This is a genomic window from Yokenella regensburgei ATCC 49455 (genome assembly GCF_000735455.1).
Lineage (GTDB): Bacteria > Pseudomonadota > Gammaproteobacteria > Enterobacterales > Enterobacteriaceae > Yokenella > Yokenella regensburgei.
The window spans coordinates 66,682-81,351 of the sequence record NZ_JMPS01000087.1; the positions used below are offsets into that span (position 1 = coordinate 66,682).

The 14,670-nt window shown below is 53.4% G+C and carries 10 protein-coding genes; 4 read left to right on the forward strand and 6 right to left on the reverse strand.

Annotated elements, in window-relative coordinates:
- Positions 1–30 precede the first annotated feature (30 nt).
- The 6 genes from GYRE_RS22160 to serC form a co-directional block, all read right to left on the reverse strand.
- Positions 31–2,301, reverse strand: a complete 2,271-nt coding sequence (locus tag GYRE_RS22160) for a ComEC family protein (RefSeq protein ID WP_038258589.1) — start codon at positions 2,299–2,301, stop codon at positions 31–33.
- A gap of 205 nt (positions 2,302–2,506) precedes the next feature.
- Positions 2,507–2,791 (reverse strand): integration host factor subunit beta, encoded by a 285-nt coding sequence (ihfB, locus tag GYRE_RS22165; RefSeq protein WP_006819309.1) that lies wholly within the window; start codon positions 2,789–2,791, stop codon positions 2,507–2,509.
- A gap of 153 nt (positions 2,792–2,944) precedes the next feature.
- Positions 2,945–4,618, reverse strand: a complete 1,674-nt coding sequence (gene rpsA / locus GYRE_RS22170) for a 30S ribosomal protein S1 (protein WP_006819308.1) — start codon at positions 4,616–4,618, stop codon at positions 2,945–2,947.
- A 124-nt stretch (positions 4,619–4,742) separates the two neighbouring features.
- On the reverse strand, positions 4,743–5,426 hold the full coding sequence (gene cmk, locus GYRE_RS22175; RefSeq protein ID WP_038258592.1) for a (d)CMP kinase: 684 nt from the start codon (positions 5,424–5,426) through the stop codon (positions 4,743–4,745).
- A 186-nt stretch (positions 5,427–5,612) separates the two neighbouring features.
- Positions 5,613–6,896, reverse strand: a complete 1,284-nt coding sequence (aroA, locus tag GYRE_RS22180) for a 3-phosphoshikimate 1-carboxyvinyltransferase (protein WP_038258595.1) — start codon at positions 6,894–6,896, stop codon at positions 5,613–5,615.
- A gap of 70 nt (positions 6,897–6,966) precedes the next feature.
- The gene (gene serC, locus GYRE_RS22185; protein WP_006819305.1) at positions 6,967–8,052 is read right to left on the reverse strand and encodes a 3-phosphoserine/phosphohydroxythreonine transaminase; all 1,086 of its coding nucleotides are present in this window, start codon (positions 8,050–8,052) and stop codon (positions 6,967–6,969) included.
- 288 nt (positions 8,053–8,340) lie between these two features.
- On the opposite strand from serC, the gene ycaO reads away from it, so the two are divergent.
- The 4 genes from ycaO (at position 8,341) to pflA (ending at position 14,645) form a co-directional block, all read left to right on the forward strand.
- The gene (ycaO, locus tag GYRE_RS22190) at positions 8,341–10,107 is read left to right on the forward strand and encodes a 30S ribosomal protein S12 methylthiotransferase accessory factor YcaO (RefSeq protein WP_006819304.1); all 1,767 of its coding nucleotides are present in this window, start codon (positions 8,341–8,343) and stop codon (positions 10,105–10,107) included.
- Between the two features lie 399 nt (positions 10,108–10,506).
- Positions 10,507–11,364, forward strand: a complete 858-nt coding sequence (focA, locus tag GYRE_RS22195; RefSeq protein WP_038258598.1) for a formate transporter FocA — start codon at positions 10,507–10,509, stop codon at positions 11,362–11,364.
- Positions 11,365–11,415: 51 nt separating this feature from the next.
- The gene (gene pflB / locus GYRE_RS22200) at positions 11,416–13,698 is read left to right on the forward strand and encodes a formate C-acetyltransferase (protein ID WP_006819302.1); all 2,283 of its coding nucleotides are present in this window, start codon (positions 11,416–11,418) and stop codon (positions 13,696–13,698) included.
- Between the two features lie 206 nt (positions 13,699–13,904).
- Positions 13,905–14,645 carry a pyruvate formate lyase 1-activating protein gene (gene pflA, locus GYRE_RS22205; RefSeq protein ID WP_006819301.1) on the forward strand — a complete coding sequence of 247 codons (741 nt, stop codon included), beginning with the start codon at positions 13,905–13,907 and terminating at the stop codon, positions 14,643–14,645.
- The last annotated feature ends 25 nt before the right edge of the window (positions 14,646–14,670 follow it).

Consider the following 14,670-nt stretch of genomic DNA (forward strand, 5'->3'; position numbering starts at 1 on the left):
AACCAGCTTGTGTTGAAATAGCCGCATATTCTACCCGTTATCGCCGGACACGCCAAACCACTGATGGTACCAACGAGGTAAAATTTGATCTCGTAAGCTACGGATTTCCCAGTTTTCGCCCTGAAAGGTGACCGTGATTTGCCCCTGATGCGGCGTATCAAGCCAGCGATAGCCCTGTTGCAGATAGCGCATTTTTACTTTCTCCGAGGGTAATCGCCAGGTGTTAAATCGTGAGGCGGAGGCCAGCGCCACCGCTCCGCCTACCCGCTGAACCAGTGCAATACCTGACGACGTATTGCTACCATGGTGAGGCACCTGGATAATTGTAGACGCAAGATGCTGCCAGTAATGACTCAGCATCGCCGTTTCGGCAACGTTTTCAATATCCCCGGTGAGCAGAAAACGATGTTTCCCATCATCTACGCTGACCACGCAGGAACGGTTATTTCCCTGCATGTTGTTCCCTGCAAGCGGCCAGAGCACCCGGAATTGCAGCCCTTCCCACTGCCAGCCGTCGCCACGAAAGCAGGAGCGATGCCCTTTCCAGCCAAGTGGACTGCGGATCCAGACCGTGGGCCAGACGCGAGTTATCGAGTCCAGGCCACCGCGATGATCGAGATGCTCATGGCTGAGAATAATCCCTTCCGGCCGCAGATTCTGCCAGCGCAGCCAGGGAACGATCAGTTGCTGTCCGCTGTCCCCGCCCGGCCATGCCATCCCTGTATCATACAAAATGGCCTTATCATGGCGTGATATCACCATTGCCAGCCCCTGGCCGACATCCAGCATGGTGACTCGCCACTCATCGTCAGACGAAGTGCCCCACAGCGGAAAGAGCAGTACGATGACCGTTGTGACCAGGATTGCCGCCGCGCTTCTCCAGGCCTGAAAGCGCCAGGCTATCAGAGCCAGTAATGGTATGCACGTTGCTCCCAGCCAGCGGGCATCAATGTTTAACCACCCCTCCGGTAGCACAGTCAGAAATTTAAACAATATCGCCAGCGCACGATCGGCCACGTACCACACGCCGTGTTCCACAAAAGCCGGACCACTTAGGTGCAGCAGCATGGCAACCAGAATACAGGGGACAACCAGCAGCGTGACCAGCGGTACAGCCAGCAGATTCGCCAACACGGCCGTCAGGCTAACACCATGAAAAAGAGCGACCTGAACGGGCAACAGCAGCAAAGCCAGCCCCAGTTGCAGATGCAGATGCAGTAACTGAACCAGCTTGCCGGTTCCGCGCGGGTAAACAATGGATGGCAGCGGCACCCACTGGTACCAGAAGATGAGCGCAGCAACGGCAAAGGCCGACATCCACAGGCTTTGTGACAACACGGCCAGCGGGTCGAGGAACACTATCCCGGCAACGCAGCACAACCAGACCGACCACGGCGACCATAACCTGCCCCGCAGGCGCAAACCATACCAGATACCCAGCGCGATGATGGTTCTCATCGCTGGCGGCTGCATGCCGCTAAAAATTGCATACATCAGCGCGCAACAAAAACCGACTACCAGCGGAAAGCGCCAGCTAATCAGGCGCGCAGGCATAAAGTACTGTAATGCCCGTGCCAGCAGCCAGCCGATCCCGGCAGCAAGCGCAATATGCAAACCAGAGATAGCCATCAAATGCGAGGTGCCGGTTTGCTGCAGCCGCATTCTTGTTTCAGCGGCAAGCGTTGTCCGCTCGCCGGCTCCCAGTGCCAGAATCACCGCCCGCCAGGGGTAGTCAGCAAGCGTCGTGTTTAGCGATTGCAGAAAACGTGCTCTGGTGCTGCACCCGGCATCAATGACCTCTGCCGCAACAAAGCGTCCACTCACTGCGGTATGTTGTGCCAGTGCGTAACGCTGGCTGTCGAACCCGCCTTCATTGAGCTGGCCGTGTACCGGCCGCAGCCTCAGGATCATCTTCCAGCGCTGCCCCGCGCAGGAAGCCTCAGGCAGATAATTACCGTACAGCGCCACCCTGACCGCCGGGAACAGGCGTTTACCGTTCAGGCGGAGTATTTCTCCCTGATGTGTGGTTTGCCCGTCGGTCGCAATGAGTTGCACCTCTGCCTGCTGATTTTTCCCCACCAGCGCATTAACCGGCCACATCGACTGTCGTGCTGCCAGCGTTCCCCAGCAGAAAAACAGCACCACCAGAGCCGGGTAACGTGGAGCCCGAGGGAAGATACTGCAGAGAACGCAAACCACCAGCAGCAATCCCTGCACGACCAGGATACCCGGTAATTGGGGAAGCCAAAGAAGCGGCAAGATCCCAGTGATACAACACCCTGCGATAGCGGGTAAACGCATAAATACCTCCGTGTGCTTCCCGGAGTGTGGAACAGTTTGGATCCCGAGTCTGGTCAGAAAGAAGGAATATGCGGTGCAGGCTGGCAGGTAGTTGTGTTGTTGCCGTTATCGCACAACAGAGATGCGAGGAGGATTCAGAAAAGTGAGAGGGAACAGAAACGAAAAAAGCACCCGCAGGTGCTTTTCTCCGTCAAGCGAGATTCGCTTAACCATAAATATTGGCGCGGTCGCGTAGTTCTTTACCCGGCTTGAAGTGCGGAACGTATTTACCTTCCAGATCCACTTTATCGCCTGTTTTCGGGTTACGCCCGGTGCGAGGTGCACGATAGTGCAGAGAGAAGCTGCCGAAACCGCGGATTTCAATGCGCTCGCCCTGTGCAAGCGTCGAGGCCATATGTTCCAGCATCTCTTTCACAGCATCTTCAACCGCTTTCGCAGGGATGTGAGAATGCTGGCTTGCAAGTCTCTCAATGAGCTCTGACTTGGTCATGATACCTCCGGTTTCCTTTCAGGAATATTGCCTAACAGCTTTAAACAAGGGCGGCCGAAGCCGCCCTTTGTCATTGATTACAGAACGAATCCTGTAATCTGTCAAGTCACTCTTGAGACTTCAGGGAGTGTCTCCCCGAAGTTTCAGAATAACTTACTCGCCTTTAGCTGCTTTGAATGCTTCAGCCATTGCGTTAGAGAAGTTGCCTTCTTCCTGCTTGTTGTTCACAGAAGCGATAGCATCTTTCTCGTCAGCTTCGTCTTTAGCACGTACAGACAGGCTGATGGCACGGTTCTTACGGTCAACACCGGTGAATTTAGCTTCAACGTCGTCGCCTACGCTCAGAACCAGGGTAGCATCTTCAACGCGGTCACGGGATGCTTCAGAAGCACGCAGGTAACCTTCAACGCCGTCGGCCAGTTCTACGGTTGCGCCTTTAGCGTCAACTGCAGTGACTTTACCGTTAACGATAGCGCCTTTCTTGTTCAGAGCAACCCAGTTGTTGAACGGATCTTCAGCCAGCTGCTTAACGCCCAGGGAGATACGCTCACGCTCTGCGTCAACCTGCAGAACGACTGCTGCGATTTCGTCGCCTTTCTTGTATTCACGAACTGCTTCTTCGCCTGCAACGTTCCAGGAGATGTCAGACAGGTGAACCAGGCCGTCGATGCCGCCGTCCAGGCCGATGAAGATACCGAAGTCAGTGATAGACTTGATTTTACCTTCAACGCGGTCGCCCTTGTTGTGGGTTTCTGCGAACTGCTGCCACGGGTTAGATTTGCACTGCTTCAGACCCAGGGAGATACGACGACGTTCTTCGTCGATGTCCAGAACCATAACTTCCACTACGTCGCCAACGTTAACAACTTTGGACGGGTGGATGTTTTTGTTGGTCCAGTCCATTTCGGAAACGTGAACCAGGCCTTCAACGCCTTCTTCGATTTCAACGAAGCAGCCGTAGTCGGTCAGGTTGGTCACGCGACCAGTCAGTTTGGTACCTTCCGGGTAACGCTTAGCGATAGCTACCCACGGATCTTCGCCCAGCTGTTTCAGGCCGAGGGATACACGGGTACGCTCGCGGTCGAACTTCAGCACTTTAACAGTGATTTCGTCGCCCACGTTTACGATTTCGCTCGGATGCTTAACGCGTTTCCAGGCCATGTCAGTGATGTGCAGCAGGCCGTCAACGCCGCCCAGATCAACGAATGCACCGTAGTCAGTGAGGTTCTTAACGATACCTTTAACTTCCATGCCTTCCTGCAGGTTTTCCAGCAGCTGATCGCGCTCTGCGCTGTTTTCGGATTCGATAACGGCACGACGAGAAACAACAACGTTGTTACGCTTCTGGTCCAGCTTGATTACTTTGAATTCAAGCTCTTTGCCTTCCAGGTGCAGAGTATCACGCACCGGACGCACGTCTACCAGGGAACCCGGCAGGAACGCACGAATACCGTTCAGCTCAACAGTGAAGCCACCCTTAACTTTGCCGTTGATAACACCGGTAACAGTTTCAGCGTCTTCGTAAGCTTTTTCCAGCGTGATCCATGCTTCGTGACGTTTAGCTTTCTCACGGGACAGCAGGGTTTCACCGAAGCCGTCTTCTACTGCATCCAGAGCAACGTCAACTTCGTCACCAACCTGAATTTCCAGTTCGCCAGCTGCGTTCTTGAACTGCTCTGCAGGGATTGCAGATTCAGATTTCAGGCCCGCATCAACCAGGACTACGTCTTTGTCGATAGCAACAACAACGCCACGAACGATGGAACCCGGGCGGGTTTCGATAGTTTTTAAGGATTCTTCAAATAGTTGAGCAAAAGATTCAGTCATGTTTAATCTTCAAAAGTTAGATTAACGTCCATCTGACTTCATGTCGGATGGGGTTGTTTCACATACCCGCTCACACTCCGTTGCAGCGGGGGTACTACAAATTCAGAGGCGCTGCGTGAGTCAATCAGGCAACAGCCAGTTTTTGGCGCGCGTATTGTAGCGCTTTTTCAATCACTTGCTCAATACTTAATCGTGTTGAATCCAACACTAAAGCATCGGCAGCCGGGACTAACGGTGCCACCGCACGGTTGCGATCGCGATCGTCCCGCTCTTTTATCTCGGACAAAAGGCGCTCAAAGTTAACACTAAAGCCCTTTTCCTGCAACTGCAGCATGCGCCGGTGGGCGCGCTCTTCCGACGATGCGTCAAGGAAAATTTTGACCGGCGCGTCAGGGAAAACAACCGTCCCCATATCACGGCCGTCCGCAATCAGGCCAGGTGCTTCACGAAACGCACGCTGGCGACGCAGCAAGGCTTCGCGCACACGCGGGAATGCCGCCACCTGAGAGGCTGCGTTAGCGACTTCCTGGGTGCGAATTTCACCGCTGACGTCTTCACCTTCGAGGATCACTTCCATGTTGCCGTCGGTCGACACAAATCGCACGTCCAGGTGAGCGGCTAACGGAACCAGAGCCTCTTCTGAAGCCACATCAACGTGATGATGTAACGCCGCCAGCGCCAGTACGCGATAAATAGCGCCTGAGTCTAACAGATGCCACTGCAACGCTTCCGCCATGGCCTTGCACAGCGTGCCTTTACCTGCACCGCTGGGCCCATCAATGGTGATTACCGGGGCAATTGCCGTCATCTTTTTCTCCTTCAGCAAGGCGTAGTTACATAGACGCCGCGCATTATACCCGCCAAAGCGTCAGACCGTTACTGTTGAGTGACAAATGCAGAAAGCCTGAAGTTGATTGTAGAATAAATGTACAGACAGGAGGTCAGGAATCGTCAATCTGCGCCGCCGCTTGTGCAACGGCGCAGACGATAGTTATCAGGCAGGAGTACTAATACGGGCCAGCTGTTCGAAATAGTCCGGGAAGGTTTTCGCCGTACACTTCGGATCAAGAATGGTGACCGGGGTATCAGACAGCGCCACCAGTGAGAAGCACATCGCCATTCGGTGATCGTTATAGGTGCCGATTTCAGCAAAGGTCAGATGCGCGGGTGGCGTCACGCGAATGTAATCTTCGCCCTCTTCCACTTCAGCACCGACTTTGCGCAGCTCGGTCGCCATCGCAAACAGGCGGTCGGTCTCTTTTACCCGCCAGTTGTAGATATTACGCAGCGTAGTGGTGCCTTTGGCAAACAGCGCCGCGGTGGCGATGGTCATGGCCGCATCCGGGATATGGTTCATGTCCATGTCGATGGCGTTCAGTTCACCACGAGTACAGGCAATAAAATCATCACCCCAGGTGATAGTCGCGCCCATTTTCTCCAGCACGTCGGCGAAGCGGATATCGCCCTGCACGCTGTGACGGCCAATACCGGTCACTTTAACCGTGCCGCCTTTAATCGCGCCCGCCGCGAGGAAATAGGAAGCCGAGGATGCATCCCCTTCCACCAGATACGCGCCCGGAGACTGATATTGCTGCCCGCCACGCACCACAAAACGTTGGTAGTCGTGGTTTTCTACATCCACACCGAAGGTTTTCATCAGGTGCAGCGTGATGTCGATATACGGTTTGGAAACCAGATCGCCTTTAATCGCAATAATGGTGTCCTGCGGGGCCAGCGGTGCCGTCATCAGCAGCGCGGTGAGGAACTGGCTGGAAACGCTGCCATCCACCTCTACCTGACCGCCGCTAAAACCACCGCGCAGACGCAGTGGCGGGTAATGTTCCTGTTCGAGATAGTCAATCTGCGCCCCCCCCTGGCGTAAAGCATCCACCAGATGGCCGATCGGACGCTCTTTCATACGCGGTTCACCGGTCAGCACCACGTCGTTCTCACCCAGGCACAGTGCCGCCGCCAGTGGACGCATGGCGGTACCGGCGTTACCGAGAAACAGTTCAGGCGCCCCGGTCGCCTGCAGCGGACCGCCGTTGCCGGTCACTTCACAGCGGGTACGGTCGGCAGAAAGGGTGTAGTGAACCCCCAGCGTGCCCAGCGCATTCAGCATATGGCGTACGTCGTCGCTGTCCAGAAGATTGGTCAACACAGTAGTACCGTTGGCAAGAGCCGCCAGCAGCAGGGCGCGGTTTGACACGCTCTTCGAACCCGGCAGATTGATGGTGCCATCTACACGTGCGATGGGTTGTAACGTCAGGGATTCCATGTAACTCAACTCTCAAAAATACGTCAGTAAAACCCCGCAGCAACACTGCGGGGGTGAAGAAAGGTCAATATCAGCCGCGGCGGCGCTCGAAGTCCTGCATAAATTCTGTCAGCGTCTGCACGCCTTCCAGCGGCATTGCGTTATAGATAGAGGCGCGCATACCGCCCACGACACGGTGGCCTTTCAGCGCGTGCAGACCGGCGGCAAACGACTCTTCGAGGAACAGTTTGTCGAGGTTGCTGTCGGCCAGCTGGAACGGTACGTTCATGCGCGAGCGGTTGCTTGCAGCCACATCGTTGCGGTAGAAATCGCTACGGTCAATAACGCCGTACAACAGTTCTGCTTTTTTCTGGTTAACCGCATCCATCGCTGCCACACCGCCCTGCTTTTTCAGCCATTTGAACACCAGGCCTGCCAGATACCAGGCGAAGGTCGGCGGCGTGTTGAACATCGAGTCGTTTTCACTCAGCACGGTGTAATCGAGAATAGACGGGCAGGCAACGTGGGCTTTACCGAGCAGATCTTCACGCACGATAACCAGCGTCAGCCCTGCCGGGCCGATGTTTTTCTGCGCACCGGCGTAAATTACGCCATAGCGATTAACATCAATCGGGTGCGACAAGATGGTCGAGGAGAAATCGGCAGTGACAATGGCGTTGCCAAAGTCCGGAGTTTCGTTGATGGCAATGCCATCAATGGTTTCATTCGGGCAGTAGTGCAGGTATGCCGCGTTGTCGCTGAGCTGCCATTCGCTCATCGGCTTAACGGCACGCAGACCCTCTACGGTCACTTTGGCGTCGATCACGTTTGGCGTGCAGTATTTTCTGGCTTCTTTTACCGCGCTCGCCGCCCAGTAGCCCGCATCAACGTAGTCCGCCGTGGTTTTGTCGCCCAGCAGGTTCAGCGGGATACCGGCAAACTGACCGCGGCCGCCGCCGTGGCAGAATAAGACTTTGTAGTTTGAGGGGATATTCAGCAGGTCGCGGAAATCTTTTTCCGCTTCTTCCGCTACCTGGATAAATTCTTTGCCACGATGGCTGATTTCCATCACCGAGGTGCCTAAACCCTGCCAGTCACAAAGTTCCTGTTGCGCGAGTTTTAGTACATCCGCCGGAAGCATTGCCGGACCTGAACTGAAATTAAAGACCTGAGCCATTTCCCCTCACCACGCTTATCGCTGTAAAAAATCCTGTGGCTATCGGTTTTATCATTCAGTGACACGCGCCGCAATGGCTAATAGCGACCACCGGAAAATTGTGTCCCCGGTCACACAATACAATCTGCCGGTCCTTCGTCATAAAACAGACATATTTGCTGTTCGCCCCGCCTTCTTGTTGTTCTGACTGGCGCATTTTTTTATTTTCTCTGCCCCTCTGCTGACGATAGCGCCCGTCACGCAAAACCCGTATCATTGCGCGCTTTACGTACGAAAAAAGTGACTGCCATGACCCAAACCTTTATTCCCGGCAAAGATGCCGCGCTGGAAGACTCCATCGCTCGATTCCAGCAAAAACTGCTCGATCTGGGCTTTGATATTGAAGAAGCCTCATGGCTGAACCCGGTACCGAACGTCTGGTCGGTACATATCCGCGACAAAGCCTGCTCCCTGTGCTTTACCAACGGCAAAGGTGCAACGAAAAAAGCCGCGCTGGCATCAGCGCTGGGCGAATACTTTGAGCGTCTCTCCACCAACTATTTCTTCGCCGACTTCTGGCTGGGTGAAACCATCGCAAATGGCCCGTTCGTGCATTATCCCAACGAGAAGTGGTTCCCGCTGACCGACGATGACGAAGTGCCGGAAGGCCTGCTCGATAGCCGCCTGCGCGCATTCTACGATCCTGATAACCAGCTGACTTCCAGCATGCTGGTCGATCTGCAGTCCGGTAACGACGAACGTGGGATCTGCGGCCTGCCGTTCACCCGCCAGTCCGATCAGCAGACTATCTATATCCCGATGAATATCGTTGGCAACCTGTACGTGTCTAACGGCATGTCCGCAGGCAACACCGCCAACGAAGCGCGCGTGCAGGGCCTGTCTGAGGTCTTCGAGCGCCACATCAAAAACCGTATTATCGCTGAAAGCATCAGCCTGCCGGAAATTCCGGCTGACGTGCTGGCTCGCTACCCGGGCGTTGTTGAATCTATCAAAACGCTGGAAGCCGAAGGATTCCCGATCTTTGCCTACGACGGCTCGCTCGGCGGCAAATACCCGGTTATCTGCGTTGTCCTGTTCAACCCGGCGAACGGTACCTGTTTCGCGTCCTTCGGTGCTCACCCGGACTTCGGCGTTGCGCTTGAACGTACCGTAACCGAGCTGCTGCAGGGTCGTGGCCTGAAGGACCTGGACGTATTCACCCCGCCAACCTTCGATGATGAAGAAGTGGCTGAACATGCCAACCTCGAAACCCACTTCATCGACTCCAGCGGTTCTATCTCCTGGGATCTGTTCAAGCAGGACGCCGACTATCCGTTCGTTGACTGGAACTTCTCCGGCACGACCGAAGAAGAGTTCGCCACCCTGATGGCCATCTTCAATGCAGAAGATAAAGAAGTGTACATCGCCGACTACGAGCACCTGGGCGTCTACGCTTGCCGCATCCTCGTACCGGGTATGTCTGATATCTATCCGGCAGAAGACCTGTGGCTTGCCAACAACAACATGGGCAGCCATCTGCGCGAAACTCTGCTGGCCCTGCCGGGCAGCGAGTGGAGTAAAGAAGAGTATCTGGCGCTTATCGAGCAACTGGACGAAGAAGGTCACGATGACTTCACCCGTATCCGCGAACTGCTGGGTCTGGCAACCGGGAAAGACAACGGCTGGTATACCCTGCGTGTCGGTGAGTTGAAAGCTATGCTGGCGCTGGCCGGTGGCGATCTGGAGCAGGCACTTATCTGGACCGAGTGGACGATGGAGTTTAACGCCTCCATCTTTAGCGCAGAGCGTGCTAACTACTATCGCTGCCTGCAAACCCTGCTGCTGCTGGCACAGGAAGAAGATCGCGAGCCGCTGCAGTACCTGAACGCCTTTGTTCGCATGTACGGTGCAGATACGGTAGAGGCCGCCAGTGCAGCCCTGAGCGGTGAAGCACCGTTTTACGGTCTGCAGCCGGTCGATGGCGATCTGCATGCCTTCCCGGCACACCAGTCGCTGCTTAACGCCTATGAGAAACTGCAGCGCGCGAAAGCCGCTTACTGGAAAAAAGATCGATAAAGACCATACTGCGCGTAGGCGTAACGTTTAGTCTGATATATATTACGGGGCCAATTATTGGCCCCGTTTTTTATTTCAGAGGTAACTTACATTAAATTGTAATAATTAGGTTAAATACAGGTAAATTATATTATTGTTTAATTTCTATTGATGTTAATTTAAATGGTAAATTACTCCATTTTAATTAACTGAATCAGAGGTGGTTACAAAGAAAATTCAACTCAATTTGCAATATTTAAAAATTATTTTTATTTTGATAATCAAAAAGTTACGCCGCTATCGCTGAAAAACCATGCGATCTGCGGGCCTATAAGCCAGGCGAGATATGATCTACGTCAAATTCTCTTCTATAATGCTTTGTTAGTATCTCGTCGCCGACTTAATAAAGAGAGAGTTAGTGTGAAAGCTGACAACCCTTTTGATCTATTACTTCCTGCTGCGATGGCGAAAGTTGCCGAAGAAGCAGGCGTCTATAAAGCGACGAAACAGCCGCTGAAAACGTTTTACCTGGCCATCACTGCGGGTGTTTTCATCTCTATCGCGTTTGTCTTCTATATCACTGCCACTACCGGTACCGCGTCAATGCCCTTTGGGATTGCGAAACTGATAGGTGGTATCTGCTTCTCACTCGGTTTGATCCTTTGCGTCATCTGCGGCGCTGACCTCTTCACCTCGACGGTACTTATCGTGGTGGCTAAAGCCAGCGGTCGAATCACATGGTGCCAACTGGCGCGTAACTGGTTTAACGTCTATGTTGGAAACCTGATTGGCGCGTTACTTTTCGTGTTGCTGATGTGGCTTTCTGGCGAGTATATGACCGCCAACGGTGGATGGGGACTCAACGTCCTGCAGACCGCCGATCACAAAATGCACCATACATTTATTGAAGCCGTTGCGCTGGGCATTCTTGCTAACCTGATGGTTTGCCTTGCAGTCTGGATGAGCTACTCTGGTCGTAGTCTGATGGACAAAGCAATGATCATGGTTCTGCCTGTCGCGATGTTTGTCGCCAGCGGCTTTGAGCACAGTATTGCAAACATGTTCATGATCCCGATGGGTATTGTGATCCGTCATTTTGCAAGCCCGGAGTTTTGGACCGCCATCGGTTCAAGCCCGGAGAGTTTTTCTCACCTGACTGTGATGAACTTCATCACTGATAACCTGATTCCGGTGACAATCGGTAACATTATCGGCGGTGGTTTGTTAGTTGGGTTGACATACTGGGTCATTTATCTGCGTGGTGATGACCATCATTAATGGTTGTTCGACGCAGTAAATTCAGAATCCACTTAAGAAGGTAGGTAATATATGTCCGAGCTTAATGAAAAATTAGCCACAGCGTGGGAAGGTTTTGCGAAGGGTGACTGGCAGAAAGAAGTCAACGTTCGTGACTTTATCCAGAAAAACTACACCCCGTACGAAGGTGACGAATCCTTCCTGGCAGGCGCTACTGACGCAACCACAACGCTGTGGGACAAAGTCATGGAAGGCGTTAAACTGGAAAACCGCACTCACGCGCCAGTTGATTTCGACACTTCCGTTGCCTCTACGATTACCTCTCACGACGCGGGCTACATCAACAAAGCCCTGGAGAAAATCGTCGGTCTGCAGACTGAAGCTCCGCTGAAACGTGCGATCATCCCGTTCGGTGGTATCAAAATGGTTGAAGGTTCCTGCAAAGCGTACAACCGCGAGCTGGACCCGGCACTGAAAAAAATCTTCACCGAATACCGTAAAACTCACAACCAGGGCGTATTTGATGTTTACACCAAAGACATCCTGAACTGCCGTAAGTCTGGTGTTCTGACCGGTCTGCCGGATGCGTACGGCCGTGGTCGTATCATCGGTGACTACCGTCGTGTTGCACTGTACGGTATCGACTTCCTGCTGAAAGACAAATATGCACAGTTCGTTTCTCTGCAGTCCGATCTGGAAAACGGTGTAAACCTGGAAGCGACTATCCGTCTGCGTGAAGAGATCGCTGAACAGCACCGTGCGCTGGGCCAGATCAAAGAGATGGCAGCTAAATACGGCTACGACATCTCTGCTCCGGCAACCAATGCTCAGGAAGCTATCCAGTGGACTTACTTCGGCTACCTGGCTGCGGTTAAATCTCAGAACGGCGCTGCAATGTCCTTCGGTCGCGTGTCCACCTTCCTGGATGCTTACATCGAACGTGATATCAAAGCGGGCAAAATCACAGAGCAAGACGCTCAGGAAATGATTGACCACCTGGTCATGAAACTGCGTATGGTTCGCTTCCTGCGTACCCCTGAGTACGATGAGCTGTTCTCTGGTGACCCGATCTGGGCAACTGAATCTATCGGCGGTATGGGCGTTGACGGCCGTACTCTGGTCACTAAAAACAGCTTCCGCTTCCTGAACACCCTGTACACCATGGGTCCTTCTCCGGAGCCGAACATCACCGTTCTGTGGTCTGAAAAACTGCCGCTGAACTTCAAGAAATTCGCCGCTAAAGTGTCCATCGACACCTCTTCTCTGCAGTACGAGAACGATGACCTGATGCGTCCGGACTTCAACAACGATGACTACGCTATCGCTTGCTGCGTAAGCCCGATGATCGTTGGTAAGCAAATGCAGTTCTTCGGTGCTCGTGCAAACCTGGCGAAAACCATGCTGTATGCAATCAACGGCGGCGTTGATGAAAAACTGAAAATGCAGGTTGGTCCGAAATCTGAGCCGATCAAAGGCGACGTTCTGAACTTCGACGAAGTGATGGACCGCATGGATCACTTCATGGACTGGCTGGCTAAACAGTACGTCACTGCGCTGAACGTGATTCACTACATGCACGATAAGTACAGCTACGAAGCATCTCTGATGGCGCTGCACGACCGTGACGTTATCCGTACTATGGCTTGCGGTATCGCGGGTCTGTCCGTTGCGGCTGACTCCCTGTCTGCTATCAAGTACGCGAAAGTTAAACCGGTTCGTGACGAAGACGGTCTGGCTGTCGACTTCGAAATCGAAGGCGAATACCCGCAGTTCGGTAACAACGACTCCCGTGTTGATGACATGGCGGTTGACCTGGTAGAACGTTTCATGAAGAAAATTCAGAAACTGACCATGTACCGTAACGCTATCCCGACTCAGTCTGTTCTGACCATCACCTCTAACGTGGTTTATGGTAAGAAAACCGGTAACACCCCAGACGGTCGTCGTGCTGGCGCGCCGTTCGGACCAGGTGCTAACCCGATGCACGGTCGTGACCAGAAAGGTGCAGTTGCCTCTCTGACTTCCGTTGCTAAACTGCCGTTCGCTTACGCGAAAGATGGTATCTCTTACACCTTCTCCATCGTCCCTAACGCACTGGGTAAAGATGACGAAGTTCGTAAGACCAACCTGGCAGGTCTGATGGACGGTTACTTCCATCACGAAGCGTCCATCGAAGGTGGTCAGCACCTGAACGTGAACGTAATGAACCGTGAAATGCTGCTGGATGCGATGGAACACCCGGAGAAATATCCGCAGCTGACCATCCGTGTATCTGGTTATGCAGTACGTTTTAACTCCCTGACTAAAGAACAGCAGCAGGACGTTATTACTCGTACCTTCACTCAGACCATGTAATCGGTTTTGACTGAAATCGTACTGTAAAAAGCGTACAATAAAGGCTCCACACCCGTGGGGCCTTTTTACTAAATTGTCTCCTCCGCCCCAGCCTGCTTTGCCAGCTATCTATACTTTGGGTATCTGTCAAAACAGACTTAACACAGCCGCTTGAGCTGTGCACCTACACAGGCCCCGGATGGGCCACATCTGGAGATAACACTGCAATGTCAGCAATTGGTCGCATTCACTCCTTTGAATCCTGTGGTACCGTCGATGGGCCAGGGATCCGTTTTATCACCTTCTTCCAGGGCTGCCTGATGCGCTGCCTGTATTGCCACAACCGTGACACCTGGGACACCCACGGCGGCAAAGAAGTCACCGTTGAAGAGCTGATGAAAGAAGTGGTGACCTATCGCCACTTTATGAACGCTTCCGGCGGCGGCGTTACCGCTTCCGGTGGTGAAGCTATCCTGCAGGCTGAATTCGTGCGCGACTGGTTCCGTGCCTGTAAGAAAGAAGGTATTCACACCTGTCTCGATACCAACGGTTTTGTTCGTCGCTACGATCCGGTGATTGATGAACTGCTGGAAGTCACCGATCTGGTGATGCTCGATCTCAAACAAATGAACGATGAAATTCACCAGAACCTGGTGGGGGTTTCTAACCATCGCACCATGGAGTTCGCCAAATACATTGCCGCGAAGGGGATCAACACCTGGATCCGCTACGTGGTCGTGCCGGGCTGGTCTGATGATGACGACTCCGCGCACCGTCTTGGAGAGTTCACCCGCGATATGGGTAACGTCGAGAAGATTGAACTGCTGCCCTACCATGAGCTTGGTAAGCACAAATGGGTGGCAATGGGCGAAGAGTACAAACTCGACGGGGTGAAGCCGCCGAAGAAAGAGACCATGGAGCGCGTCAAAGGTATTCTGGAGCAGTACGGCCACAAGGTGATGTACTAAACTCTGCCCCATCTATCGCTGCCAC

Excerpts from the sequence above, each read along its gene's own strand:
- GYRE_RS22160 (WP_038258589.1), bottom strand. The coding sequence starts at position 2,301 with ATGCGTTTACCCGCTATCGCAGGGTGTTGTATCACTGGGATCTTGCCG.
- ihfB (WP_006819309.1), bottom strand. The coding sequence starts at position 2,791 with ATGACCAAGTCAGAGCTCATTGAGAGACTTGCAAGCCAGCATTCTCAC.
- rpsA (WP_006819308.1), bottom strand. The coding sequence starts at position 4,618 with ATGACTGAATCTTTTGCTCAACTATTTGAAGAATCCTTAAAAACTATC.
- cmk (WP_038258592.1), bottom strand. The coding sequence starts at position 5,426 with ATGACGGCAATTGCCCCGGTAATCACCATTGATGGGCCCAGCGGTGCA.
- aroA (WP_038258595.1), bottom strand. The coding sequence starts at position 6,896 with ATGGAATCCCTGACGTTACAACCCATCGCACGTGTAGATGGCACCATC.
- serC (WP_006819305.1), bottom strand. The coding sequence starts at position 8,052 with ATGGCTCAGGTCTTTAATTTCAGTTCAGGTCCGGCAATGCTTCCGGCG.
- ycaO (WP_006819304.1), top strand. The coding sequence starts at position 8,341 with ATGACCCAAACCTTTATTCCCGGCAAAGATGCCGCGCTGGAAGACTCC.
- pflB (WP_006819302.1), top strand. The coding sequence starts at position 11,416 with ATGTCCGAGCTTAATGAAAAATTAGCCACAGCGTGGGAAGGTTTTGCG.
- pflA (WP_006819301.1), top strand. The coding sequence starts at position 13,905 with ATGTCAGCAATTGGTCGCATTCACTCCTTTGAATCCTGTGGTACCGTC.